The sequence below is a fragment of the Lysinibacillus sp. fls2-241-R2A-57 genome (assembly GCF_030209535.1).
Classification (GTDB): Bacteria; Bacillota; Bacilli; order Bacillales_A; family Planococcaceae; genus Lysinibacillus.
In genome coordinates, this window is the sequence record NZ_JARVRU010000228.1 from 1 (window position 1) to 23,154 (window position 23,154).

A 23,154-nucleotide genomic window follows, 5' to 3' on the forward strand; every position below is an offset into this window, starting at 1 on the left:
GCGTCAGCGACAAAGCGAGTAGCCCGTAGCGGAAATCAGATCCTTCTAATTTAATCAGGTGGATAAAAATGGTTAATCAACACACCTGATGAAAATATTTATTTCTACTTATTCCAAAAAATGCTACTATAAAGTTACCTAAACATAAGGAGTTGTGCATATGAGTGCGAAAATTGCAGTAGATGCTTTGTTTATACAACAAATTATCCAAGGGATGTAACTCTAACTGCAGCCCTTGAACGAGGGAGAATACAAATGGAAAATTATTTTAAAGAATTTCTTACAGGTCAAACTATTACTTTACAGCAAATGACTTCCATCGACTTAGAAGCATTTGTAAAAATCGAAAGTGAAAAGAAATCGTTGCTACTTGCCAATGATGAAATCCCCTTTCCAAATACCTTTGAGGATCATACTTCATTCTTTCAAAGTATCAGTGGGAAAAAAGAGGAGTTTATCTTCGGAATTTTTGAAAAAACATCAAATGAGCTTGTCGGCTCCTGTGGTGTCTATTCAATCAACTGGCAAAATAGTACTTGCTTTGTAGGCATTTCAATCGGCGAACAATGGCAAGGTAAAGGACTTGGAACGGATGCAATGAAAACTCTTATTCATTTTATTTTTAATTATATTGCTATTAATAAAGTTAAACTTCAGGTTTTTAGCTTTAATAAAGCAGCTATTCGTTCCTATGAAAAGTGTGGCTTTACAAAAGAAGGTATTTTACGAAATGAGATTTTCCGCTTCGGTCAATTTCATGATGTAGTTTTATTTGGTTTATTACGAGAAGAATGGCAAAGCTGATTCTCAATAAAACAAAATAATGGGCTGTCACTTCTTCGGCCAATTTCAAAAAACGCTCGTATGTCTTATTACATACGGGCGTTTATAGTTGGGGTTCCCTGATGAAAATACATTTTCCACTCTGTGTCGTGCAACACCTAAATGAAGCTTCTTAATGGTTTTTTGCCGTTTGTAATGGACGTTGTGCAATATGTAGTATGGACGACATGAGGTGCCACTTGCTGAATCGCAAAATCCCTAGCTACAAATGGGATATTCCATCTTCGTTTTCCAGCGAATTTAATTGTAAAACTTTATCATACTTTGTGCTCAAACTACCAAATTCTCGATATTCTCAAAATCCACTTTCCGATAATGCATTAATTGCTTTTCTAGCTTCAATATTTGTTCCCTTAATTCTTGTACAATCCTCTTCTCCTACTCTTTCCAAATTCTCTGAACATCAACTAACACGAAGTTTTGAAATGTAAGTTGATAGACATCTGGCATTGACAGCTTTTTCCAAAACGAATAATCATATTGAATATCAAAATATTGCATCATTAAGACCATTATATTGCCATGTGTACCAATCACTATATTGTCATTTGGATGCGCTAGCACTATCTTTTGCAAGGTAGTAATAGCTCGTTCCATTGCGGTTTCATTTGATTCTCCACCCTCAAATGCAAAGTTTGGATGACTCCATAATTGACGAATCGCATCGTCAAAATCCATTATCTTTTTATTAGACAATGTTCTTTCTTTAAAAGTATCCACGATATTAACCTGTAGATGATGTTCTTGCGCAATGCCTTCCACCGTTTGGATGGCCCTTTTATATGTACTTGAATAAATTACGTGAATCATTTTATTTTCGAATAATTTTGTGACACGATCCCTATCCTTAAACCCGTTGTCAGATAGCGGTCGATTATACTCATCAGCTGTATAGTGTGAATGGGCATGTCTAACAAAGTATATTACGGTCATTATTATCTCCTCTATTTTTCTTCAGATTTCGCCTTCTTTTCTTTCATATAATTGTATAAATCAATTTTCCACGTACCATTTTCTTTTAGCAAGGCAAATGTCTTGAGAAAATGGGAACTTCCAAAAATAATTTCTAATTTAACAACTGCTACATTTTCGGTGCTAGTATCTTTATCCAATGAAATATTATCGTAGTATCTGTACATCAAATAATCCTGTATTTGCTCATCTAATAAATAATTGATGTATTCTTTGATAAAGGTTTCTTTATTTGGAAGCTCATTGTTATTGTAGGTAATTGCATATAGTTTATCGAAATTATGCTCAAGTATTAAATTCATCATAATTAACACTATTTCCTCTGGTGTAAAAATCTTTAAACTATTACTATCCCCTTTGCTTAAGAATTCTTCATAAAAAGCTTGTTTTTCCTCTGGCAATTCCTCTAAATATGTAAAATCATAATCCCTATCAATAACTGGAGGTGTCGTTTTAGATTCTTCCACGTGTTGAACGGAATGGTTAGTAATTTCTTTTGATTCTGAAGATTCTCCTGTTTTTGTTGTCACTTCTGAACATGCTATTAACATTAAAATAGCCGCGATAATAACGCTTAATAATGGCAACCTTACCTTCAACATCGTATACCTCCCCTATCATTTAATAGATTCGAGAAACCCGTTTACCTATTATTCTATATATTTCGAAAATTCTCAACATTTTCAACCAAAATAAAATCTCCTCAATAACAAACAACAAAAAAGTTTATTTGATAAATTGTGACAAGATACGAAATTCATTTTAAATTCAATCGACGTAAATATAAATCTTTATAGTAAAAAAGTTAGTAATCTATTAAATCTTTCTCTGTTTATTTTTTAAAAACTAGCAATAAAAAAACCCTAATATTTTTGTTATAGGGTAATAGAATATATAAAAAATACAATAAAAGTAAATTAAAATAGGTTAAAATATCCAATATTAAAATTTCTTATTTTTCCCCTCTTTTAAGAGTAAAGATATTTTTCTGTGACTAAATTACGAATTTCTCACCCTATACACAATGTGACATATTTTTTATTTTATGTGAGATACAATGAAAAAGTTGAATCGAGGTCAATGTATTTCAAGAATATGGAGAAAAAATTAGGAGGAAAAGATTTTGGTAAATATATCAGTTAAACAATTCTTGAAGATGGAGATTGAAGTTAAAAGAAGGATTATGTATAGAAAAGCAATGGATTTAGGCTTCACCCATCCTAGTGTTGTAAATTGTAGTCAAGAACTAGATGTCCTACTAAATAAATATTCAAAAGCTTCCTAATAGCGAGGGAGCATTTTATTGAAGATACTAAACGATCGATCAGATAAAGCCAGTCCAATATTTCAATGATTTGACTAGTTTTATCCTGTACTAGGTTCCAGTTATAAAGCCACACCAGATCCTGATGATATTGTAACGATGCGTATATATATCAAAAAATTGGGAATTCTACTTTATAACACAATAAGGAGGCCTAATCATGCAGGCATTGCTTTTAACATTGGTCGTTGTTTCAAAATTTTTACTACAGCAGCCTCAAGATTCAGTAGAAAACACAGTAGCACCTACACTTTGCATACCATCTGAAACTACATCTTATAAATATCCTAATAATCAATATAAAACATTTCGTACTGAGGACGACTTTTATCTTCAATTAGACCGGGCAATCTACGAGGAATATAACGATGCTACCTTGAACATTCGTCAAAAAATAGCCTTTAAGGACGTACCGAAGGCTGAGGAAACATTTCATCTAAAAACAAATTTTATACGTGAAAAAATAGACCTCTCTCAACATACTTTTATTCATCCCAATCGACAAGTTTATTTTTTAGCATCCTATCAGCAAACAAATCAGGAGACCTATCATAAATACCTTGTCATTGACGCTGACACTCAATCCATCATTTTAGGAGAAAGTAATTATCAAAGTAATAGCACCCCTTATTAAATCTAACTCATTAAATAGTTCGTTCGTTTGTTAATTAATTGTATGCTTGAAAATTGATTAATAGTAGCGAAATCGATGAAAAAACTAACATTTTTAAAAAAATAGGATCATCACCATAATGTGTGGTTGATTTTTGTTCCGACTGGGGGCGTTTGATGAGCCGCGCTTCGCTTGCGCTCCAGGGTCTCATAAGTAACGCTGCCCCCCAGTCTTCACTCCAATTAACTTATACACATGGCATACAATGATGATGAGCCCAAAATTAGTTTTTCGTAACAATACTTTCATGGCTTGACTTAGCTCGACTCTAGGGGTAATGACTTTTTAAGCCCCTAGCAGTCGAGCTATTTCTAAATCGTTTAAATGCTTAAAGCTTTTTGCTGTATTTCCTTCTTTATTTCCTCTATAAACTGTTGCAATGGTTTTTCAATCAATGCTTGCTCACCATACTGACGAACAGTGACATTTTCATTATCCATTTCTTTATCACCAAGCACTAAAATATAAGGTGTTTTTTTCATTTGAGCTTCCCGAATTTTTTTACCTAGCTTTTCTTGTCGATCGTCCACGCTTACACGGATTTGTTCCTTTTTTAAAGCATCAACTACTTGCTGTACATATTCTTGATGCGCATCTGCAACGCCAATTACTTTTACTTGCTGAGGTGCAAGCCACGTTGGGAACGCCCCTCCAAAATGCTCAATCAATATGCCTAAAAAACGATCAATAGAACCGAATACCGCTCGATGAATAACGACAGGTCTTACTTTTTCATTATGTTCATTGACATATGTTAAGTCGAATTTCTCTGGTAGTTGGAAGTCAAGCTGCACCGTTGCACATTGATGACTTCGTTGAATGGCATCTTTAATATGAATATCAATTTTGGGTCCGTAAAACGCTCCGTCACCTTCATTAATTGTAAAAGGAAAGCCCAAATTTGTTAGTACGTTTTCTAACGCCGCTTCCGCTTGATGCCAAAGTTCAAGTTCACCCATATAATCAGCTGGACGTGTCGATAATTCAATATCGTATTGGAAGCCAAAAACTTGGTATACCTCATCAATAATTTTCAGCGCAAGTGCAATTTCATCTTCAATTTGCTGTGGCGTAACAAAAATATGTGCATCATCCTGACAAAAAGTACGAACTCGTAAAAGTCCATTTAATGCGCCACTAAATTCATGTCGATGAACTTGACCAAATTCAGCCATACGAATTGGTAAATCTCTGTATGAATGTAAATCATTTTTAAAAATCAGCATATGTCCAGGGCAATTCATAGGCTTTAATGCAAAGCTTTGGTCATCTACGTGTGTAAAATACATATTTTCTTTGTAATGATCCCAATGCCCTGATTGCTCCCATAAACGCTGGTTCATCATCAACGGAGTCCGAACTTCTTGATAATCAAATTTTGCTTGTAAATGACGTAAATACGACTCCAGTTCATTTCGAATAATTTGACCATTCGCTAAATAAAATGGCATCCCTGGGGCTTCTTCTGAAAACATAAATAACTCTAGTTCTTTTCCTAGCTTTCGGTGATTCCGCTTCTCTGCTTCCTCTAAGAAAACAAAGTAATCCGCAAGCTCTTCTTTCGAGGCAAATGCTACACCATAAATACGCTGAAGCATTTGATTATCACTATCTCCACGCCAGTATGCTCCTGATACATGCATTAATTTAAAGTGCTGTAATTTTCCTGTAGAAGGTACATGCGGTCCACGACATAGATCGTAAAATTCTCCTTGTTCATAAACCGTCACAGCTTCATGTTCAGGAATATCCTCTAATAACTCTAGCTTTAGCGCATCATGAACAAATAGCTGCTGTGCCTTTGCTCGTGTTACTTCTTTGCGCTGTATTTGTATATTTTCTTGAACAATTTGCTTCATCATTTTTTCAATTTGTTGTAAATCAATAGGCGCTAATGAATGCGCAGTATCGATATCATAATAAAACCCGTTTTCTATTACTGGCCCAACCCCAAATTTTGCATCAGGGTATAAACGCTTAATTGCTTGAGCTAACAAATGGGCTGTTGAATGACGAATAACCTGAATTCCTTCTTTTGAGCTAGCATCGTACAGGGAAATTTGTGTATCCTCCAAAATCGGGCGCGTCAAATCAATGATGGTTCCGTTCACACTCCCTACGATTGCTTTTTTACGTAAAGCAGGGCTAATCGCTTGTGCAATGTCGGTTAGTGTAACACCTTTTGAAAATGCTTGTTGTTTCCCATCTGGAAATTGAATGTTAATTAATTGATTTGACATGTTCTCTACTCCTTTTTTATCAATTATGCCTCGGTATAATTGCGTCCAGAATCGGCTTTGTGCTGGACAATGAACTCCTTTCCGATTCTGTAACATCCGCCGGAGGCTTTAACTTCTTTCAGCAGGTGCTGGAAGAAGTTAAAAAATAAAAAAACACATGCTCGCGCCCCATAAAGGGACGAGCATGTGTTGATTACCCGTGGTTCCACCCAAATTCCCACTAGATGCACTAGTGGCTCATTGATTTGCAGTAACGTTGCAAAAACGGTGCAAGTTTCCAAGCACTGCTCAAAGGTAGTAAGTTTTGCTTGCTGCATTAGGAAGCTTTCAGCCAATGCCTCCCTCTCTGTGAATTGTTCATCAAAACTCGTGTCCTTCTCATCGCCAATTTCATTGCTTTCTGAAATTGTTATTTACTATAACGAATGCTCCAGCAATTGTCAACGTTTGAAATTTTATTTTTTTCGTAATATAAATTGTAAGAATGGTGTATTTTACAAAAAAAATATATACCAACTCAGTTTAATAACTATTTGCTTGCCAATGAACGCTCTGGTCTTTGTACACAGTAGTGGCAATGGGGATCACTGCATTTTTCTTCTTTCCAGTCATTACATGTAGCACAAAACTATACATCGAAAGTATCATCATATATAGTATGATTTTGACATATAGAGCACCTCTTTGTTTTATCTATAAATCCACTTATCTCAAGTCCGTTAATTACAACAACATCATTTCGTTCTTCCTCTCTCATTATGGCTTCTCCCCTATTACTTTAGTTATTTTGCACTTCTAAAATCTCATCATAAGACTGCCATTGAATATGAATGCTAGGTGTAGAGTCTCCCTTAAAAATTTGCTCACTTTCTTTTTTCGTTAAGGTTAATTGTCCTTCTATATTCACGCGTACGTCTGACATCCCTAGTGAATTTTTTGCACCTTCAATCGAAATTTGTAAATCACCTAAGTCTTTGTTTTCACCTAGATAGAAAATGTTTAAGCCATCCTCAGTATTACTATTATAAATCGCCTTCCAGTGCTCACTTTTCGCTATGTAATGCACATCTTCTTGTTGATCCGTACTACAAGCAGCTAACACAAAAACCATCAAAATCAGGAAGCATAATTTTTTCATTAGAACACGATTCCCCTTTCCTTGAAAGTTATCATGATATTATCAACTTCAATATATCGTTCATCAATAGTAAAAAGTTGGTTATCATAATAATCTGTTGGACGGTCATATAATTCTTGATTCATGCAAACCCTCCTAAGTCATAAATTGTGTAAACCAAGCAATATATTTTGCCCCAGGAATAAATAATAGCTGTGCCACAAATGTGCCTAGCAGCCTTGAAGCCATCATCATCACAGAAGCTCGCTTAAGATTTAAGTAGCTGCCTCTTTGATTGATAACATCATCAGCTAGAATGGAAATTTTAGGGTCAATAAAGATAATCAATAACATCGTTGCTACACCATTAATAAGCCCTGACGACATCACAGCAGTTGTCGATCTTTCAGGAACTAGTAAAGAGGCGTAAAGTGCAGATAGTACGCCAATTGTATAGATGGCCGTTATGGCGATATTAACGATAAATAATTTAATAGGTATATCACGCCAACTAATACCCTTTAAGTATGAAAAACTTGGCATATGAAAATGTTTTATTCCCCGTTTGACATATCCAATACTAAAACCTCTTTTGAATAATGCTGGAATAGAGCCTCTTTCCTCAGATAAATGAATAATGGCTCTTGAAAATATCGCTACAAATGTTGGTAATAGTAGAATGCCTACCAATGTACCTACTGAAGCGGCGCCAATAAGTACGCGGAACTGCTGCTCCACAAAAGCAAGCGTGTTTTCCTTTGGTGCTGTGTCAGTCAAGCTTCCTGTAAATGGCTGCTGCATCATATTCGCAAGCCTTGAAACTATGACCATGACATTAAACAATGATAAAGCAGAGGCTAATAATTTTACACGTGCACCTGATAATCGAACTGCATACGCAAGTGTTTCTATCGAATGAATGATGAGAATGAACAAAGCAATCATTAATAATTTATCTGTCAAAATATCCAAAGTATTTTACCTTCTTTTTGTTGTTGATTGATTATCACTTTTGTATGATTTTGAGTAATCGTTTGATCCAATCTCGTACATATATTTCCCATTCTTCACGGGGAATTGTCACTGCTAAGGAAAGCGATTGCAATTTCTTAGGCATCATATGCATCTCACTTCTTAACAACTCATTATCTTCGGATTCCTCATCGATAAAAAGTAAATATCTCCCTTCTACGGGCCCTCGGTAAATCTTCGAGCAATCTCTAGTTCGATAAACCCTTGTGGAATATAGTTTGTCATCAATTTTCACTTCATAATGGCCTCTACTCCTATGCTGAATTCTGACATGCGTACCATGTATACGTTGGATAGCCGTCTCAAACTCCAAAAGCTGCTCATCATCCATCTGAATATCAAAAATCCAATTATTTCTATGTTCACTTTTCACATCGGCATCATATGTATCGTATCTTATATTGAATTTATTTGGGTCATCGCCGTTTCCCTCCGTTAAATAAGTTGCAATAAGTTTATCCAAGGCTTCTTTATTTAACTGATTGCCATAGGTTAGGATGGCGATGTGCTTTTGTACACTTGCAGCATATTTGTATAAATCCTCTTCATTTTCAATCTCCCAGTGATTTTTCTTATAGTATAGTAATGAATACAAGAAATACACTCCTTTCTTTTTATATTCTACGAAATTCACTATAATAGGTTCCTTTATTTTCCTGCCAAATAAAAAAACTATTCATTAGTCCATTTCCTCCCTTTGAATAGCTTTTGTCAGTATTTAATGATAGACAGCAAAGTCATTATTCCAACTTGTTGAATCAGACAGCTGATAGGTCCCCATATTGGCGGTTACCACAAGAATCACTCCTGCTCTAGATTTATCTGTAAAGATCGGGTCCTCTAGAACTAATACAACATACCCTTCACCCCGTCCAAGATGATCTATAGCATTTGTAGCGTTTATTTCGAAGGTTGTATACGTTTTCTCATTTGTTGCACGGAGTAATCGTTTCTCTTGATAGGCTCCATTTTCCTTTACATTATAGCAAACGGGCATCCATCCTTCTGACCAATCAATACTGCCTATTATTTCTTTTTGACGATGCGCCAGTTTACCAATTGAAAACGTAAAGTATATCTTCATAACTGCTTGATTTAATTCATTTTTCCCTTCATATGTAGATGTTACTGCCAGCATAACATCACCCTTCGAATGCTTCCGAATAATCACTAAAACCATAGCGAAAACACAGACCAAAAGACCTGCACCAATGACGACAAACCCCATTTAGTCCCTCCTAACATTGCAATTACAGTTACTATCAGATTACCACGTTTTAGGAGGAACAGTATTTTTTCACCAAACAATCTTATGAAATGACACGGGCATAAATGATAAGACAAAAACTAGTATATAGTGCATTAGACACTTAAAAATTATAACTATCCAGAATTAACTTCCCTTAAAAATGGTTTGAACACCAAATAGGATAGTTGTTTGCTTATATTTGGTGAAGACAAATAATCAGTGGGGATAAGAACCCCACTGATTATTGTTTCACTTTATTTTGTAGTCTGTAACTCTGCTGTTAGAGTAAACGGCAATTTCAAATAATTGTATTTAATCGTTATAGTTTTAATATCGGGTGCCTCAACCTTTACAGCATAATGCTGAGGCTGCTTTCCAACGGCTTTACGATCTATGTATTGACTAGGAAAAATATTAACTTGTCTTAACTTATGATATGTAATATTCGGGTTATCCTCCAGCTTCGTTTCCGCTTCAAACGGTTCAGACTTACTCACGACAAGCTCGGCATTTTCAGGCAATTTATCATTGACGAGTATTTGCTGAAGCTCTATCTCCTGTAGTCCTTTATTCTCTATTTCAACAATTTTTGTAGTTGAATCATCAGTCAGATTCGTAAAGCCGTTCATAACAAGTGGTGGATTGCTTTTTAAATATATGAAGAAACCCGCTCCCACCATAAGAACGCTAAATAATAAAACAAATAGGATTTTTTTCATTTAAATTCCTCACTTTCTATCTCTCCATCAAGTATAGCGAGAAATGGCAAGTGATGAAACCTTGAAAAAGAAAACAACCTGACTCATTATGAGCCAGATTGCTTTTCTAATCGTATTTCATCACGTATTGGAATCCCATCATTGCCGATTAAAGGTATTTCAGGCTTATATGCTCTAGCTTGCTCAACAGCGTTCTGTAATACTTCAACTAAATAATAGCCTCGTTTTTGATAAAATTTTAATGCGTGTAAATTATCATTTGTCGTAATAAGGGTTATCATTGTACAGCTTTGTTCGAATGCTTTTTGTTCAACTGCTTGTACAAGTAATGAACCAATCCCTTTTCCTTCTACAATACTATCAAGGGAAATAATTTCACATTCTTTATGACGAATAATATACGTCACAAGACCTAAAATTGTGTTTTGTTCATCTACATAGGCAAAGCCATCTAATTTGCTGCAGTCATAAACCCCGCTGGAAATGACCATTTCTGTAGTTCCCCAATGCTCTTTAAAAAAATGCAACACATCATTTTTGGATAATTGTTGAATAGGAATGACTGTCATAAATTAATCTCCTAAATAGAAATATTAAATACACCTGCAATCGCTTTTTGAATACCAAGAAATACTGCCCACGAAACAATCCCTAGTCCAATGGCAAAAACGATATGGATCGATGATTTCATCGCCATATAAATAACAAATAGCATGAACATAGTTGCTGGTAGTCCAACGATTACACCATAAGTAAATCGCTGAATATGCTCACTCGACTCACTTTGTACTGTTAGCCAAATGATACTTAAAATACTGACAAGTGGTAGTGCTGCGATCATGCCACCATAGGAAGGAAATCTTCTAGCAACCTCTGTTACGATACCAATTATGGCTGCCGAGCAGAGAATTTTCACTAGTGTATACATCATTTAGACACCTCACATAATAGACGAAATGCCTGTAAAATCGTTTGTTGTTCTTGTTCTGATAGCTGATTTAATGCTTGCTGTAGTTTGTCCTCATCCAATTCTGTATTTTTCTTAACGATTTGAAGACCTTCAGCTGTTAAATGAAGAATTACTTTGCGTTGATCATCGATGGAACGCTCTTTTTTCACCCAGCCACTACGCTCTAGTTTTTTGACATGCTCAGACGCTGTATTTTGAGAAATATTCAGTAAGCCTGCAATATCACGCACAGTTACTTCATCTTCCTTCTGAATCATCTGCAAAATACGCACGCTTTGATGTGAAATCACTTCTTCATGTGTTGTATGTAGATGATAGAAAATTGATGTAAAATAGTTGTTTATATCTGTAATCATCAAATTTACTCCTTTAATATATCGTTCGATTCGATTATATCGTATAACACGATATATAAAAAGAGGTAAGTTAAAGTTTATATTTTCAGATATTTTCGTCCAAAATATTCTCGTTCTTTTTGATAAAAATCTATCTTTCTTAGCTTCTTGCTAATTACTTAAAACTGGTACTTGTAAGTAGGTATTTCGTAAAGTATTATTACACTATTCTGATATAAAAAATTTGAGGGTTACAAATGTTATATATTCTATATTTTATTGTGGGCGGCTCTATCATGGTATTAGCATTACTGTTAAGCCAATCAAAATATCTGTTTTTATCAGGCATCATTACAGCCTTGCCTATCCTAACACTAATCAATATGGGAATGCAGATGAAAAATATGAAGGAAGATACTTTCCATAGCGTCTTACAAAATACTGTGTTCGGGGCTGTCGGTATGCTACTTTTTACGGTTCTGGCATTTTTATTAACAAACTGGTTTAAACCTAGCATTTCCATAATGAGCGCTCTCGCAGTTTATGCAGTTTTTATGATATCAGGTAAGTATATTATGTCGATGTTTGCATAAAGAAAAGGGGCTGCCTTCTGACAGCCCCTTCATTCGTCTTATCGAGAAGAATCCTAAATTTATCGACTAACATTGTGTATTTACCGAGAAATTTATATGATTTATCGAAACTTTTTTGTGATTTATCGAGAAACTCAAAGTATTTTCACAAACACACCCTGTTTATATTTTTCTTTAGCAGCTGCATTCATTTTATTAACCACTTCAGATAAATCACTAGACTTTAGTAATTTATTATCAATTTTTAGTAAAGGATCGATAAGTCGCGCTTTATTTTTTTGATGAATATCAAATTCTGTATGATTCACCCTCACTTTTACACATGGATGAAGTTGCTTTAATAGGCTCTGTATTTGAGTATCATTTGAAGATTTCATTTGTTCAATTAATTCATTATCTTCCTTAAGAAAATCATCGAGCGTAAGGATCTTTTTTTCTAATGATAACTTAAGCGTTTGCGCCAATTTATCATTAGCATAAATATTTAACGGATCCATGAAGAAATCAAGAACTTCTTGATAATATGTTTTCACAAACCATTCTGCGATTTCGATACTTTGAAGGCACATCTTTCCTTGATAAATAATGATATCATTTAGAAATTTTTGTATATCTTCTAATGAGGCTTGCCCATATGCGTACATATCTCTTAATGTATAATCTACGCGATCTGCACACAAATCAGGAGCTGACTGCTCAAGCAAAGTCCATTTTGAAGTATTAAAAAATAGCTGTTCATAATCATAGTTATATTTTTTTAGAATAATAGGAATTTCTGATTCCCTGATTACATCCATAAATATTTCTTCGTGATAATCTTCAGCTTTATTTTCAAGGACGAAATCAATGACATGCGAGAAGGCCGTATGTGAAACATCATGCAATAATCCCACGACTTGCTCCTCTAAAGAGCCACCGAGCTGTTTAATTAACAGCATGACACCGACTGAATGCTCATAACGTGTAACATTCCATTGACTATTCACAAGATAACTTGCCCCACCTTGATGAATACCTTTTAACCTTTGCATCGGTTTGCTCGAAAGAAGTTCTTCTAACACATCATCTAACTCGAATTGCCCATATATATCGTCAGAAATAATCATTTAAGCATCTTCCTGTGTAAAATTCGAAATAACAAAAACCCCACCACAATGCGAAATTGGGTAAAAATCTATTTGACAAAGATCTTTTAATAAAAGACTTAGCTCTTCATTGATAAAGTAAAACTCATCATCGTCCCAGTAATCAATACTGTCTTGACGACATTTTTCAAGTTGCGCTCTTGTTTCAAAAGCGACATCGCCAATGAAAATTTTTCCTTGTGGTGTTAATTGCTGTAATAATGCTGTGATATATTGCACTTTCATGTCATCCGTAAAATGATGCAGCGCATAGGTGCTAATAATGGCATCATATTTTTGATGAAGAAGCTCTGCTGGCAGCCCCTTTGACAAATCCCACTCTATTAAGTTTGCTTCTGGCATTTTTTCTTTGGCGATTTCGATCATTTTTGAGGAGAAATCGAATCCGTTGATCGCATGGCCATTTTCATAAAGCTTTGCCGTTAATACACCTGTGCCAAAGCCAATGTCTAATATTGTTGATTTTGGACTGTGCATGACTTCGTTAAAAATTGTATTTAATACTGTTTTGTATCCTGCAAATGGATATTGATTACTTTCTTCACTTAACTGAACCGTTTTATCGTACCCGTCAGCCCATAAATTAAATCCTTGTTGATTTAGCATTTAGCTCCTCCTGTTAATCCCCTAAATTTCTATCCCGCTCCAAACAACTAAATTTTTATAATACATAACCTGTTTCATAAAAATTCCCCCTTTTCAAATCAATACTACTATTATACCAATTTTACCAATTTATTGCACGATAAACTTTTCGAAAAATTGCAAAATTCTACACCCTTTTCATTTATTTATTTCCTAAAAAATGCTATGATAATGATAGTTTTCTTTACAAGGAGGAATCTAAATGAATGCATTCTTTTGTAATGCTTGCTCTAGAACTACCACTTTACAGGTCAAAGAGGTCTAGAAAAAGCTAATTAATATAACATAAATTGGATGATCTCTTTAGGCCACAAATCTTTATTTAAAGCCTAATATACAGGAGTGACTTCATATGGAAAAACAAACAATTCAGCCGTTTTTAACGGTCGCAAACTATCATTTACTTGAGCAGCAAATGAATAAAATTTTACAAACACTTGCTACGACAAACGATAAAAGCGTCATCCTTGCCGTTCGTGGCATAGTTGATAGCGAAATTACTGCAAAATTAGCACTGCCCACTGCGGAAGCACAGCTCATCGAACAACTTCTCGGTGTTACAGATCGTGCAAAAGGTGAAGACTATTTAGAGCAATTAAAACCATATGTCATCCCGTTCAAAGCAGTTACTGCAAGCACACTGAAAAGCCTATTTAAAAAGGAAAAAAAGCTAAAGCTACCAAAGCTTGAAGATATGGATTTTCAGCAGATTTGTTATTTAGCTTGGGATGATCATGGAACACATCGAAAATATGTCGTAATTGAGCAAGATGAACAATTAAAAGCGATTAAGGGAATTTTCTCTAACAATATAATTAAAGGAATATGTGCAATATGTAACCGCCATTCTGATGTTGGCCTATTTACTACTTCTGTAAAAGGGCAAGTCGTTGGAACGTTCACGAATCATAGTAATTACATTTGCGCAGATAGCCAAAAATGCAATCAACATGTAACGGATATTGAAAAAACACAAGCATTTTTCGAGCGCATTACACAATAAATATAAGCCTTCTCCATGACGGGGAAGGCTTTTTGATATCTACTTTTCTAATTTCATTACAATGACTCAAGACTACATATTGTTAGCCCACGCCGTCTTTTTCAAGTTTACCGAGGCTGTTTTGTCTTCCATATTCATAATAGACGATGCAATAATGACGAAACCAAGCATTAAAATTATGATCAAATCGAGTAGACCTGTATGCATAGACACCGTAAATACCGTAATAGTGAATGCATATGCGACAGTATGGAAGCTACGAATACCTTCCTGCTTCACTTTATTGTAGATCAGTGAAATTAAAGCTCCGTATAAAAAGAAGCCAATTACCACTAATAAATAGCCGCCATCTAAAAATAATTGACCGATAAAGGTTGGTGTCGTTGTGCGATTTTCACGTGTAATATTCTTGCCCTTCTCCACACTCACGGAATTCACAACCTCCGTTATTTTCATCCGAGGTGAAGTTTGCTCTCCAGGTAATACTGTACTAAAGATTCCTTTATGGATTTCACCGTGTAAATAACCATTTTCTTTTGTATACTCAATAATTGTACTTAACACGATATGACTAGTCACACTTTCCTCATTGATAGCGCGTATCCAAGTAGGCGTTAAGTTGACTTTATGTTCAGCTGTTAATAATTTCTCTTTATCCTCTTCCGTCAGCTCTACATCGGGTTGTTCTCGTTTATTGAATTCTAATGATTGATCCTCCGTTATTACACGAATAAAACTAAACATTGAGAAAGCGAGACCAATGACTAACAGCGTTGTTAAAAACCACGTTAATTTAATACGTTTCACTACGTAGTGGAAAATGATGATTCCTGTAAATAGCATAATAATTAATGGCGTTCGATAGGCCATTGACAAGAATAAAAGGATGACCCCTGCAAAGATAGAACCATAGATAATCGCTTTTTTCCATGTCATACTCTTTTCCATAATCATTTTATACGATAGCAGCAATAAAACGCCAAACCATAGTAATTGACTAAAGAAGTTCAACTTTGGATCAAGATTTCTTCGATTTGACTCATCCGAAATTCCAAAGCCACCTTCAAAAGTCATCAGTATGAAGGCACCTAAGCCAAGTAACGTCAGAAACACAATAAAATGAATGACATATTTGCTTAAAAAAGATAGACCAAATGAAGGTATCGTCCATTTTAGTTTGTCTATAACGTACACACCTATGTAATAGCAAATAACCGATAAAATAACAGCTGGCCAAATGGAAACAGTTATATTGAACTGTTCAAACTTATGCCAATCAAACATGCTCGTAAAGAAATAGAGCATTAAAATAAACGGTAAAAAGAAATACGGTGAAAATGTATCGATTTTATTTAATTTCCCAAAAAATTGTTTCATGCCTCCCATACCCTAAGATGCTTTCCCTCCAAACTTTAAAATAATTTCCAAATATGTAAAACAAAAATAGTATATCATATTGATAGTTTATTTTATATAGGTATTTACTAATTTTGTTAATTGATCTTTTTCGGCATTGGAGCACAGTTTTTATATTAAAATACAGCCATCCACCTACCATCCCTATTGCACTTAATAGAGGTGTTTTTTCATGCCTTTCTCCAAAGATACTCAATGAGAACAAATCCAAAATTATATTAATAAGCCAAATTTAAACAAAGTTTAAGCGAAATTTAAACTTACTTGCTTATAATTGGTCTTAACATATAGAGAAGGACTGATTGAGAATGACAAAAGGTAAGAAACGTAAGGTTTTATTATCATGGAGTATTGCGCTAACAAGTTTTGTTGCGTTTAACGGAGTATCAAATGCATCCGCAGCAGTTCCGACAACAGAAGAGCGCATAGCATTAGAGAACAATTTGGAAGCAAATCAAGCTCATACATCCGATAAAACACTTCAGGAGTGGAAAAAGTGGACAAACGACCATGCTTACAGCTTGACATCCATTCAACCTGAAACATTTAGTAAACAAAAGATTCCATCAAGTAAATTTGAAGATTTAGAGATGCTTAAGCCTTTATTGCATGATAAGCGCATCGTTTTTTTAGGGGAAAGTTCTCACGGTGTGGCTGAATTTAACCTAGCAAAAACACGTATTATTCAATTTTTACACCAAGAAATGGGCTATAACGTTCTTGCCTTTGAAAGTGGTTTAGGGAATGTCATGAATGCCCAAGGACATATCGACAAACAAACAGCGCAACAAACGATGAAGGATGCTATTTTTGGTGTATGGTGGACGAAAGAAACACTACCGTTATTTGAATATACTAAAAAAACGCAGAATACAGATAAACCATTAAAATTAGCAGGCTTAGATATTCAACTGCAAGGTGCATTTACAAACGGTGACTGGCTACAAAATAGTCAGCTTGCGAAACAGTTCAGTGATGCAGAGAAGCAACTGGCAGAATGGAGCTTCAGTAATGATTTAAAGGGCTATCAAAAAGTACAACCAAGCATTATCGCAGTATATAAACAAGTAAAATCACAAGTACCGCTTAAAGAAAAAGAGTTAAAAGCAGCTTATCCGAACGAGCCTCATATTGTAAAGCTTATGGAACGTACTTTAGCTGACCGTATCCGTTTAGCAGACGAATATGTAGAACTATCCATTAAAACAATTATTGAATTAGAACAAGATAAATTTGACTCATATTTAAAGACAATGGAATGGCGTGACCAGGCGATGATGGAAAACCTACTTTGGTTAGCAGAAGAAATTTATCCAACTGAAAAGTTTATCGTCTGGGCTCATAATGACCATATTCGTAAAGCACAATCCGAAGTAATGGGTTCTGATCCGATAAAATTAATGGGTGAGCGTCTACCAGATATCTACAAGAAATATAGCTATGTACTTGGCCTTTATATGGCTGGTGGCGAAACAGCAAATAATATAGGTGAACCTATGACCGTTTTACCGCCAATAAAAGGATCTATCGAGGATATTCTTTCATCGACAAATAAACCATACACATTTATCGACTTACGAAACCGTCAAAATGAACGAGGAAACTCATGGATGTTTGAGCCACGCTTATCATATAGCTGGGGAGTCATGGAGGAAAGTCTAGTTCCACGCGATCAATATGATGGCATTCTACTAATTGATAAAGTAAGTAAGCCAAATTATATAAAGTAAAACTTTAATCAGTGGAGATCTACTTTATCACCACTGATTATTATTTGAAAGAATTGGGCTTCTTCGGGCAGTAAGACTCTTACCATCGGCTAGAGAACACTAATTCATTGCTTCCACGATTTCGAGTGTTTCTTCTATCTAAATATTCCGAAAAGAAAATGTGTTTCTCAGCAGCAGATTTCCGTTTTCCAAATTAGTTTAGAGGATTAGTGTGTCCTTTTTTTCAACGGCATAAATATTGCCTTTAGGGGCTATCTGTTTTTCTCTGGTTGCATCCTTGCAAGGAATAGATACAACCATAGCAGTTGTATCTCTCGACCATTTTTCACGCCTCTTTCGGCTTTTCAATGTAGTGAATTTTATCTCATACTTTTAGCAAGTTCTGCCAGTGTAATTTTTGTAGTTTCCCACTCCCGTTTAATTTCATCCCAATTAGCCATATCTCCTAAACCACCTCCAACATATATTTGTTTTGTAATTTCCCCTATTATGTTGTTAGTTGCTCTGAAAAAATTAAAAGAAGCCAGGACATACCTGATTAAAAATTTAAAAGCGCGAGAAAGCAATATTAGAAACGTTGATTTCTCGCGCTTTGCTATAAAAATATACTTATGTCCCAACCTCTTTCGAATAGGTTTTCCTATTTTATCCTTATTACCCAGTTAATAAAGAATGGCATTTTAAAAATAATTTAGAAATTCATTTCAAACATTGATACATCCATGTTTTAAATTAAAAAAACACTCGTATTTTAAACGAGTGTTTTTTGATTATTAGGATAGCCATTTTGGAGGTGTGTTCTTCTCCCAGTAAATATCCCCTAAATTGTTGTGTGCTATAAAGTCGTCCTCGACACTGTGGTAGTGGAAGTTGTAGTAATAGCCTTCCTGTGGTCTTTTTTCTGTACGAACGTGGAAGCGAATTAAATCCTTACCTGATTCATTGCTAGTAATATTAAATATTTTTTCACCATAGTTACCACTTGGCTTTTCTGAAATTGATAGGGATGCTAATGATGTATCGTCTAAGCCCGCTACAGTCATCGCAATTGCTTCTTCCATTTTAGGGAAGATAATGGAGTCAAACTCATTGCTAATTTTCGGTCCAATTTTTGTGCCGAACTTTATGTAGGATTGCTCTTTAGCTGCATCAACGAGCAATGCTCCGTAGTCTATCGGTTCCTGAAGTATTTCGGTCCGATCTTCAACTGGTTTAGCTGCAACGGCATTGCTTGTCCCTGGTGATGAATCAATTGATGAACGATTCGAAGCATTTTGATCGAATGCATCCCATATTTCATGTGTTGGCGTAATTAATCCTAATGTTAAAAACGCAACCATTATGACGATACTCTTTTTAACCCACTTTTTCATTAATTAACACCTTCTCTTTATGTACAAATTGGTAATTCTACTACTTATATATACGTACAAGCCAATAAAAGGTTTCATATTTCCATAATTCATTGTACAATATTTATGTATAAAGTGAAAACTCACTAAAGCATTTACTTCCAGTTATATGTGGGAAAAATGTGTCGTTTTTTAAAAGGAGGTACAAGCATGGACATCGCAATGAGTATTGGTCTTTTATTAATGTTAGGTTATTTATCATCTTTATGCTTCACGGACTAATAAAATTATTTTGCAAAGAGCACTATATAATTCCCCAAAAGCCTACTACATCAATATTCTGTAGGCTTTTTACTTTTTATCAACAATGCATATAAACACTTTAAATAACATTAATTTGGGGCTGAGTTGGGGCTAATCGGGGCTAATTATTAACGCTTTGGTGGGCATGTTTGTATGGATGATGAAATACCTAGATTGGAGCTATTTCCTTCAATCTTTTTTGTACGTGATGAAATATAAAAAAAGCACCCTCAATTGAGAGTGCTAATTTTTAGTAATTACTTTTCCGTATTGTCTATTTAACAAATCAACAATGCTATGAAACGTTTCATATAACGTTTTCCCTTGAAGATTTTTCACGTATGCTTCACGAGCCATCTTATATATAGGGTCAAAAGGAATATCTTTTATGTCCAACCACACATTCTGCACTAACACACAATCTACATCCTCTGTTTTTATAAAAGGACTATACCTTTTTTCCTCTAAGCTTATAATAGCCATGTCATGTTTAAACAAATTGAAAGCGTGACGTATTCCAAGTATTTTGGACATATTTTTCCGGTCCTTACGTTTTTCAACTTGGTATAAAGAGAAGTGTTCCCACATCAAATCATCCCTATTTGTTATCCAAGTAATTAATTCCATCGTTATTTGATAAGTTAAATCGTATATCTCAAACAAATTCAGTTGTTTTCCATTTAATTTACCTGTTTGAATATCCATAAACTCTAGTTTTTTTTTATTAATAATAGAAATATTACGTTTCAGTCGATTTTCAATAATTTCCATAAAAGACACCTACCTTTATCTACTGATTTCGACAAAAGGAAAGGATTTCCTTTAACTTGTGTTTATACCGTGAATCTCATGCCTCAAAATTGAGCCGTCAAATACATAACCAAAATGTGGTCATCTTTTCATTGCCGAATTTTCGACTATAAAAACTCGCGGCTGAAAATTCAGCTGGCAATATACGCTCGATTTTGGACAGGTCAAAAAAATTAGTGGACTCGTCAAATTTTACGTTTCCTCATTTTTGAGGAGGCCTGCCGAAAAATCTGAATAAGCTAACGCGTGGTACCATTAAATATAGTGAAATTAAAGAAATTGCAGATATCATTGGAATGCAAATAGAGTGGAATAAAAAAGAGGACGCCCATTGATTCGGGTGTTCTTGTTTTTTATATGTACTTTTATCTCCTTATTCCCTAAAATGGAAATATAGAGGGAGTGATTTCATAATGAAAAAATTAATCTACATCGGAGCCATGTCTGCATTGTTGCTTACAGCTTGTGCTGGAGAAAAAGCAGAAGGAACAGATAACACTCAGGAAGAATTAGATAAAGCTAAAGAAAAAGAAGCTGAAAAGAAAGCGAAGGAAGAAGAGAAATTAAAAGAAGAACAAGCTGATAAAGAAAAAGAAGCTAAGGAAAAAGCTGGAAAAGAGGCTAAAGCTAAATCAAAAGAAGAAGAAAAATTAACAAAGCAAAAAGAGTATTTCGCCAAAAACACTCAACCAGCTATTGATAAGTGGGTCAAAACATATGACCTATTATGGAATAGTATTTGGAAACCAACTTTTGAAGCAATAGGAAATGGAAGTAAAGATGTATATGCAGCTTATGATAATATGAAAGCCTTGAAGGAAGGATATAGAGAGTTAAGTCTTCAGAATTCTTTGCCAGTCGAAGGATTAAGTAAGGAACAGAAAAAAGACGTTAAAGAAGCTATGAGTCAGTTAAATTATGCAGCTGCTTCAAGGCAATTAGCTGCAGAAAAGGCTATGAAAATGTTTGATGAAGGTAACTTTACTCCTTCTCAGATGGATAAGATAAAATCTGATATTACAGCTTCTGATAGTCAATTATTAAAAGGTATTGCAGGGATTACAACACTTAAACAAGAATTAGGATTAATTGAAGAAACGAAGAAATAAGTCACTCAATATGAAGTGACCTCAATTGTTAGACACACCATCAAACAATTGAGGTCACTTCACAGTTGAAAGAGTTTCTTCATTATTTACTAAATATTAAATAAAAATTATCTTCAAGAAATCTAGACATCTTAGAGGCCAAGAAACTCCATTTTTCACCTTTTGCTTTTGGATAGTAAACAAAGCCACCTTGCGAAACATCTAGCTGTCGTTTGAATTTTTGTGGATACAGTATATTATCTTTGATCCACACTTGTTTTTTGCCAATGCGATTTTCTAAGTCGCCCATTGTCCAATAGACTCCGATCAATCTATCTTGTTGTAATGCCTCAAGTTCAACTTTTTTGATTAAGACCATATCTTCTGGTATTGGTATTGAAAGAGTTACATTTAATTGTTGTTTATTCATCTAAATCTCCTTATAAAGATATAAAAAGCGACACTATTTCATCTATAGTAGCTATCGCTTACATTTTATCTTAACAACTAAAAGGCCACCCATCACGGAGTGGTCTTTTCATCTAAACCTAAGACATCGACAAACATCCTATCTGTAGGTCAACAAACCATAAAAAATAGCCCCCTATCAAATAAATTAGAGAGCTAAATAATTCATAATCTATCACATCTTCAACTGGCTTTAGTAGATTGGCTTTAAAATACCTACTGGAAGCCAAGTACATTGTTCATCATTAGCTTCTAAGTCTTCCTTTACACATAAATACGCATTAATGGAATCACTCACTGAATAAACCATACTTCCTTTCGGCATCGCTTTTTCCGTTTTAGAACCTACTAATGGATAAGTTTTCGCTTCAGAGTCTTCCGTTACTTCATAACGTACACCGGTTTTTCTAAATTTTGTATCGGCTACTTTCATATCTGAACCAGGATAATGCTTTTCGCACTTTAACCCATTTCCTGTGTCCCTACAATAACTCAACATTTGATCACCATTCATATCCGTGATGGAAGTATCACGCCATTCCGTAAAGAGTTTGCCATATTCGCCGCTATTACGGTTGATATTAATATACGTTACATTTGGATAGAAAGATGCGCGAATTTTCATCGGTATCTCTTTAAAAACTACTAGATTTGTTGCTTGTACACGATATGGCCCCATTTGATAAAATGTTTTGCCATCATATTTTTCAATTTCATACGTTTTAAAATAATTATTGCGTTTCACCACTAATGAATCAAATGTACCATCCTCATTTTTCTTATAAATCTTAATATCTTTTGTAAAAGTCATTTTCCCCGTTTGGTCTTTAAATACTTCTGCTCCATCATACCTGACAGCCTCTGATTTTGTTGGATTTATTACCGCAAATACAAATGCTGCTAGTAACACAATAAATAATTTTTTCATTATTCTCCTCCTACTCAATTTTAAAAACATAATATCTCAGTATTATATACCAGTAATCTTATATTCTACCAACGAATGTTAAAAATCCAACCAAAGTAGAGTGTTTTTCCATCACACGTGTTGATTAACCAAAATTATACAGTCGTTGAATGATTTATGTTCCAATGAAACACCAGGATTTCTTTCACCCTGATTCGCC

At 34.7% G+C, this 23,154-nt stretch carries 29 protein-coding genes; 7 read left to right on the forward strand and 22 right to left on the reverse strand.

Annotation, left to right across the window (positions count from 1 at the left end; all coding sequences use genetic code 11):
- Window positions 1-255: 255 nt before the first annotated feature.
- Window positions 256-804, forward strand: a complete 549-nt coding sequence (locus QRN68_RS26615) for a GNAT family N-acetyltransferase (protein ID WP_285400455.1) — start codon at window positions 256-258, stop codon at window positions 802-804.
- Between the two features lie 417 nt (window positions 805-1,221).
- Here the strand turns inward: QRN68_RS26615 and QRN68_RS26620 are convergent, their stop codons facing one another.
- Window positions 1,222-1,776 (reverse strand): histidine phosphatase family protein, encoded by a 555-nt coding sequence (locus tag QRN68_RS26620; protein WP_285400457.1) that lies wholly within the window; start codon window positions 1,774-1,776, stop codon window positions 1,222-1,224.
- Between the two features lie 11 nt (window positions 1,777-1,787).
- Window positions 1,788-2,417, reverse strand: coding sequence for a hypothetical protein (locus tag QRN68_RS26625; protein ID WP_285400458.1), 630 nt, complete (start codon window positions 2,415-2,417; stop codon window positions 1,788-1,790).
- Between the two features lie 554 nt (window positions 2,418-2,971).
- On the opposite strand from QRN68_RS26625, the gene QRN68_RS26630 reads away from it, so the two are divergent.
- Window positions 2,972-3,100: a Spo0E family sporulation regulatory protein-aspartic acid phosphatase gene (locus tag QRN68_RS26630; protein ID WP_481817490.1), complete on the forward strand. Its 129-nt coding sequence runs from the start codon at window positions 2,972-2,974 to the stop codon at window positions 3,098-3,100.
- Between the two features lie 199 nt (window positions 3,101-3,299).
- Entirely contained in the window at window positions 3,300-3,773 is a 474-nt protein-coding gene (locus tag QRN68_RS26635; protein ID WP_285400461.1) for a hypothetical protein, read from the forward strand.
- 34 nt (window positions 3,774-3,807) lie between these two features.
- Here QRN68_RS26635 and QRN68_RS26640 read toward each other — a convergent pair whose 3' ends face one another.
- The 12 genes from QRN68_RS26640 to QRN68_RS26695 form a co-directional block, all read right to left on the reverse strand.
- A complete protein-coding gene (locus QRN68_RS26640; protein WP_285400462.1) occupies window positions 3,808-3,963 on the reverse strand; it encodes a hypothetical protein in 156 nt (51 codons plus the stop codon).
- 169 nt (window positions 3,964-4,132) lie between these two features.
- Entirely contained in the window at window positions 4,133-6,052 is a 1,920-nt protein-coding gene (thrS, locus tag QRN68_RS26645) for a threonine--tRNA ligase (RefSeq protein ID WP_285400463.1), read from the reverse strand.
- A 23-nt stretch (window positions 6,053-6,075) separates the two neighbouring features.
- Window positions 6,076-6,387 carry a hypothetical protein gene (locus tag QRN68_RS26650; protein WP_285400465.1) on the reverse strand — a complete coding sequence of 104 codons (312 nt, stop codon included), beginning with the start codon at window positions 6,385-6,387 and terminating at the stop codon, window positions 6,076-6,078.
- Window positions 6,388-6,830: 443 nt separating this feature from the next.
- Window positions 6,831-7,190, reverse strand: a complete 360-nt coding sequence (locus QRN68_RS26655) for a membrane lipoprotein lipid attachment site-containing protein (protein ID WP_285400467.1) — start codon at window positions 7,188-7,190, stop codon at window positions 6,831-6,833.
- Window positions 7,190-7,315, reverse strand: a complete 126-nt coding sequence (locus QRN68_RS26660) for a hypothetical protein (RefSeq protein ID WP_285400469.1) — start codon at window positions 7,313-7,315, stop codon at window positions 7,190-7,192. The genes QRN68_RS26655 and QRN68_RS26660 overlap by 1 nt, the downstream gene beginning before the upstream one ends.
- Window positions 7,316-7,325: 10 nt before the next feature.
- Window positions 7,326-8,114: a lipid II flippase Amj family protein gene (locus QRN68_RS26665; protein WP_285400495.1), complete on the reverse strand. Its 789-nt coding sequence runs from the start codon at window positions 8,112-8,114 to the stop codon at window positions 7,326-7,328.
- A 61-nt stretch (window positions 8,115-8,175) separates the two neighbouring features.
- Complete coding sequence (locus QRN68_RS26670) at window positions 8,176-8,796, reverse strand: hypothetical protein (protein WP_285400470.1); 621 nt, start codon at window positions 8,794-8,796, stop codon at window positions 8,176-8,178.
- Between the two features lie 123 nt (window positions 8,797-8,919).
- Entirely contained in the window at window positions 8,920-9,429 is a 510-nt protein-coding gene (locus QRN68_RS26675; RefSeq protein ID WP_285400471.1) for a hypothetical protein, read from the reverse strand.
- 275 nt (window positions 9,430-9,704) lie between these two features.
- Window positions 9,705-10,169, reverse strand: coding sequence for a hypothetical protein (locus QRN68_RS26680; protein WP_285400472.1), 465 nt, complete (start codon window positions 10,167-10,169; stop codon window positions 9,705-9,707).
- An 86-nt stretch (window positions 10,170-10,255) separates the two neighbouring features.
- Window positions 10,256-10,738 carry a GNAT family N-acetyltransferase gene (locus tag QRN68_RS26685; RefSeq protein WP_285400474.1) on the reverse strand — a complete coding sequence of 161 codons (483 nt, stop codon included), beginning with the start codon at window positions 10,736-10,738 and terminating at the stop codon, window positions 10,256-10,258.
- A gap of 11 nt (window positions 10,739-10,749) precedes the next feature.
- Window positions 10,750-11,097 carry a DUF3147 family protein gene (locus QRN68_RS26690; RefSeq protein WP_285400496.1) on the reverse strand — a complete coding sequence of 116 codons (348 nt, stop codon included), beginning with the start codon at window positions 11,095-11,097 and terminating at the stop codon, window positions 10,750-10,752.
- Complete coding sequence (locus QRN68_RS26695) at window positions 11,097-11,495, reverse strand: MarR family winged helix-turn-helix transcriptional regulator (protein WP_285400475.1); 399 nt, start codon at window positions 11,493-11,495, stop codon at window positions 11,097-11,099. Before QRN68_RS26695 ends, QRN68_RS26690 begins: the two co-directional genes overlap by 1 nt.
- Before the next feature lie 236 nt (window positions 11,496-11,731).
- Between QRN68_RS26695 and QRN68_RS26700 the strand changes: the two genes are divergently transcribed.
- Window positions 11,732-12,067, forward strand: a complete 336-nt coding sequence (locus tag QRN68_RS26700; RefSeq protein ID WP_285400477.1) for a hypothetical protein — start codon at window positions 11,732-11,734, stop codon at window positions 12,065-12,067.
- A gap of 134 nt (window positions 12,068-12,201) precedes the next feature.
- Here the strand turns inward: QRN68_RS26700 and QRN68_RS26705 are convergent, their stop codons facing one another.
- Together QRN68_RS26705 and QRN68_RS26710 are read right to left on the reverse strand one after the other, a co-directional pair.
- Complete coding sequence (locus QRN68_RS26705) at window positions 12,202-13,173, reverse strand: HD domain-containing protein (protein WP_285400479.1); 972 nt, start codon at window positions 13,171-13,173, stop codon at window positions 12,202-12,204.
- Window positions 13,174-13,818: a class I SAM-dependent methyltransferase gene (locus QRN68_RS26710; RefSeq protein ID WP_285400480.1), complete on the reverse strand. Its 645-nt coding sequence runs from the start codon at window positions 13,816-13,818 to the stop codon at window positions 13,174-13,176.
- A 391-nt stretch (window positions 13,819-14,209) separates the two neighbouring features.
- On the opposite strand from QRN68_RS26710, the gene QRN68_RS26715 reads away from it, so the two are divergent.
- The gene (locus QRN68_RS26715; RefSeq protein ID WP_285400481.1) at window positions 14,210-14,860 is read left to right on the forward strand and encodes a FusB/FusC family EF-G-binding protein; all 651 of its coding nucleotides are present in this window, start codon (window positions 14,210-14,212) and stop codon (window positions 14,858-14,860) included.
- A gap of 72 nt (window positions 14,861-14,932) precedes the next feature.
- On the opposite strand, the gene QRN68_RS26720 is transcribed toward QRN68_RS26715, so the two are convergent.
- Window positions 14,933-16,237 (reverse strand): oligosaccharide repeat unit polymerase, encoded by a 1,305-nt coding sequence (locus tag QRN68_RS26720; protein ID WP_285400482.1) that lies wholly within the window; start codon window positions 16,235-16,237, stop codon window positions 14,933-14,935.
- Between the two features lie 347 nt (window positions 16,238-16,584).
- On the opposite strand from QRN68_RS26720, the gene QRN68_RS26725 reads away from it, so the two are divergent.
- Window positions 16,585-18,006: an erythromycin esterase family protein gene (locus QRN68_RS26725; RefSeq protein ID WP_285400483.1), complete on the forward strand. Its 1,422-nt coding sequence runs from the start codon at window positions 16,585-16,587 to the stop codon at window positions 18,004-18,006.
- Between the two features lie 359 nt (window positions 18,007-18,365).
- On the opposite strand, the gene QRN68_RS26730 is transcribed toward QRN68_RS26725, so the two are convergent.
- The 3 genes from QRN68_RS26730 to QRN68_RS26740 form a co-directional block, all read right to left on the reverse strand.
- Window positions 18,366-18,572, reverse strand: coding sequence for a hypothetical protein (locus tag QRN68_RS26730; protein WP_285400485.1), 207 nt, complete (start codon window positions 18,570-18,572; stop codon window positions 18,366-18,368).
- Between the two features lie 207 nt (window positions 18,573-18,779).
- Window positions 18,780-19,379, reverse strand: coding sequence for a YpjP family protein (locus tag QRN68_RS26735; protein WP_285400487.1), 600 nt, complete (start codon window positions 19,377-19,379; stop codon window positions 18,780-18,782).
- 525 nt (window positions 19,380-19,904) lie between these two features.
- Window positions 19,905-20,432, reverse strand: coding sequence for a hypothetical protein (locus QRN68_RS26740; protein WP_285400489.1), 528 nt, complete (start codon window positions 20,430-20,432; stop codon window positions 19,905-19,907).
- Window positions 20,433-20,884: 452 nt separating this feature from the next.
- Here QRN68_RS26740 and QRN68_RS26745 point away from each other — a divergent pair, with 452 nt between their 5' ends.
- The gene (locus QRN68_RS26745; protein ID WP_285400491.1) at window positions 20,885-21,580 is read left to right on the forward strand and encodes a hypothetical protein; all 696 of its coding nucleotides are present in this window, start codon (window positions 20,885-20,887) and stop codon (window positions 21,578-21,580) included.
- A gap of 82 nt (window positions 21,581-21,662) precedes the next feature.
- On the opposite strand, the gene QRN68_RS26750 is transcribed toward QRN68_RS26745, so the two are convergent.
- The gene (locus tag QRN68_RS26750) at window positions 21,663-21,989 is read right to left on the reverse strand and encodes a DUF771 domain-containing protein (protein ID WP_285400492.1); all 327 of its coding nucleotides are present in this window, start codon (window positions 21,987-21,989) and stop codon (window positions 21,663-21,665) included.
- Between the two features lie 231 nt (window positions 21,990-22,220).
- Complete coding sequence (locus QRN68_RS26755; RefSeq protein WP_285400493.1) at window positions 22,221-22,955, reverse strand: hypothetical protein; 735 nt, start codon at window positions 22,953-22,955, stop codon at window positions 22,221-22,223.
- Between the last annotated feature and the right edge of the window lie 199 nt (window positions 22,956-23,154).

What these genes read in the sequence shown, in the direction of transcription:
- QRN68_RS26615 (WP_285400455.1), top strand. Translation starts at nt 256, where the DNA reads ATGGAAAATTATTTTAAAGAATTTCTTACAGGTCAAACTATTACTTTA.
- QRN68_RS26620 (WP_285400457.1), bottom strand. Translation starts at nt 1,776, where the DNA reads ATGACCGTAATATACTTTGTTAGACATGCCCATTCACACTATACAGCT.
- QRN68_RS26625 (WP_285400458.1), bottom strand. Translation starts at nt 2,417, where the DNA reads ATGTTGAAGGTAAGGTTGCCATTATTAAGCGTTATTATCGCGGCTATT.
- QRN68_RS26630 (WP_481817490.1), top strand. Translation starts at nt 2,972, where the DNA reads ATGGAGATTGAAGTTAAAAGAAGGATTATGTATAGAAAAGCAATGGAT.
- QRN68_RS26635 (WP_285400461.1), top strand. Translation starts at nt 3,300, where the DNA reads ATGCAGGCATTGCTTTTAACATTGGTCGTTGTTTCAAAATTTTTACTA.
- QRN68_RS26640 (WP_285400462.1), bottom strand. Translation starts at nt 3,963, where the DNA reads ATGAGACCCTGGAGCGCAAGCGAAGCGCGGCTCATCAAACGCCCCCAG.
- thrS (WP_285400463.1), bottom strand. Translation starts at nt 6,052, where the DNA reads ATGTCAAATCAATTAATTAACATTCAATTTCCAGATGGGAAACAACAA.
- QRN68_RS26655 (WP_285400467.1), bottom strand. Translation starts at nt 7,190, where the DNA reads ATGAAAAAATTATGCTTCCTGATTTTGATGGTTTTTGTGTTAGCTGCT.
- QRN68_RS26660 (WP_285400469.1), bottom strand. Translation starts at nt 7,315, where the DNA reads ATGAATCAAGAATTATATGACCGTCCAACAGATTATTATGATAACCAA.
- QRN68_RS26665 (WP_285400495.1), bottom strand. Translation starts at nt 8,114, where the DNA reads ATGATTGCTTTGTTCATTCTCATCATTCATTCGATAGAAACACTTGCG.
- QRN68_RS26675 (WP_285400471.1), bottom strand. Translation starts at nt 9,429, where the DNA reads ATGGGGTTTGTCGTCATTGGTGCAGGTCTTTTGGTCTGTGTTTTCGCT.
- QRN68_RS26680 (WP_285400472.1), bottom strand. Translation starts at nt 10,169, where the DNA reads ATGAAAAAAATCCTATTTGTTTTATTATTTAGCGTTCTTATGGTGGGA.
- QRN68_RS26685 (WP_285400474.1), bottom strand. Translation starts at nt 10,738, where the DNA reads ATGACAGTCATTCCTATTCAACAATTATCCAAAAATGATGTGTTGCAT.
- QRN68_RS26690 (WP_285400496.1), bottom strand. Translation starts at nt 11,097, where the DNA reads ATGTATACACTAGTGAAAATTCTCTGCTCGGCAGCCATAATTGGTATC.
- QRN68_RS26695 (WP_285400475.1), bottom strand. Translation starts at nt 11,495, where the DNA reads ATGATTACAGATATAAACAACTATTTTACATCAATTTTCTATCATCTA.
- QRN68_RS26700 (WP_285400477.1), top strand. Translation starts at nt 11,732, where the DNA reads ATGTTATATATTCTATATTTTATTGTGGGCGGCTCTATCATGGTATTA.
- QRN68_RS26705 (WP_285400479.1), bottom strand. Translation starts at nt 13,173, where the DNA reads ATGATTATTTCTGACGATATATATGGGCAATTCGAGTTAGATGATGTG.
- QRN68_RS26710 (WP_285400480.1), bottom strand. Translation starts at nt 13,818, where the DNA reads ATGCTAAATCAACAAGGATTTAATTTATGGGCTGACGGGTACGATAAA.
- QRN68_RS26715 (WP_285400481.1), top strand. Translation starts at nt 14,210, where the DNA reads ATGGAAAAACAAACAATTCAGCCGTTTTTAACGGTCGCAAACTATCAT.
- QRN68_RS26720 (WP_285400482.1), bottom strand. Translation starts at nt 16,237, where the DNA reads ATGAAACAATTTTTTGGGAAATTAAATAAAATCGATACATTTTCACCG.
- QRN68_RS26725 (WP_285400483.1), top strand. Translation starts at nt 16,585, where the DNA reads ATGACAAAAGGTAAGAAACGTAAGGTTTTATTATCATGGAGTATTGCG.
- QRN68_RS26735 (WP_285400487.1), bottom strand. Translation starts at nt 19,379, where the DNA reads ATGAAAAAGTGGGTTAAAAAGAGTATCGTCATAATGGTTGCGTTTTTA.
- QRN68_RS26740 (WP_285400489.1), bottom strand. Translation starts at nt 20,432, where the DNA reads ATGGAAATTATTGAAAATCGACTGAAACGTAATATTTCTATTATTAAT.
- QRN68_RS26745 (WP_285400491.1), top strand. Translation starts at nt 20,885, where the DNA reads ATGAAAAAATTAATCTACATCGGAGCCATGTCTGCATTGTTGCTTACA.
- QRN68_RS26750 (WP_285400492.1), bottom strand. Translation starts at nt 21,989, where the DNA reads ATGAATAAACAACAATTAAATGTAACTCTTTCAATACCAATACCAGAA.
- QRN68_RS26755 (WP_285400493.1), bottom strand. Translation starts at nt 22,955, where the DNA reads ATGAAAAAATTATTTATTGTGTTACTAGCAGCATTTGTATTTGCGGTA.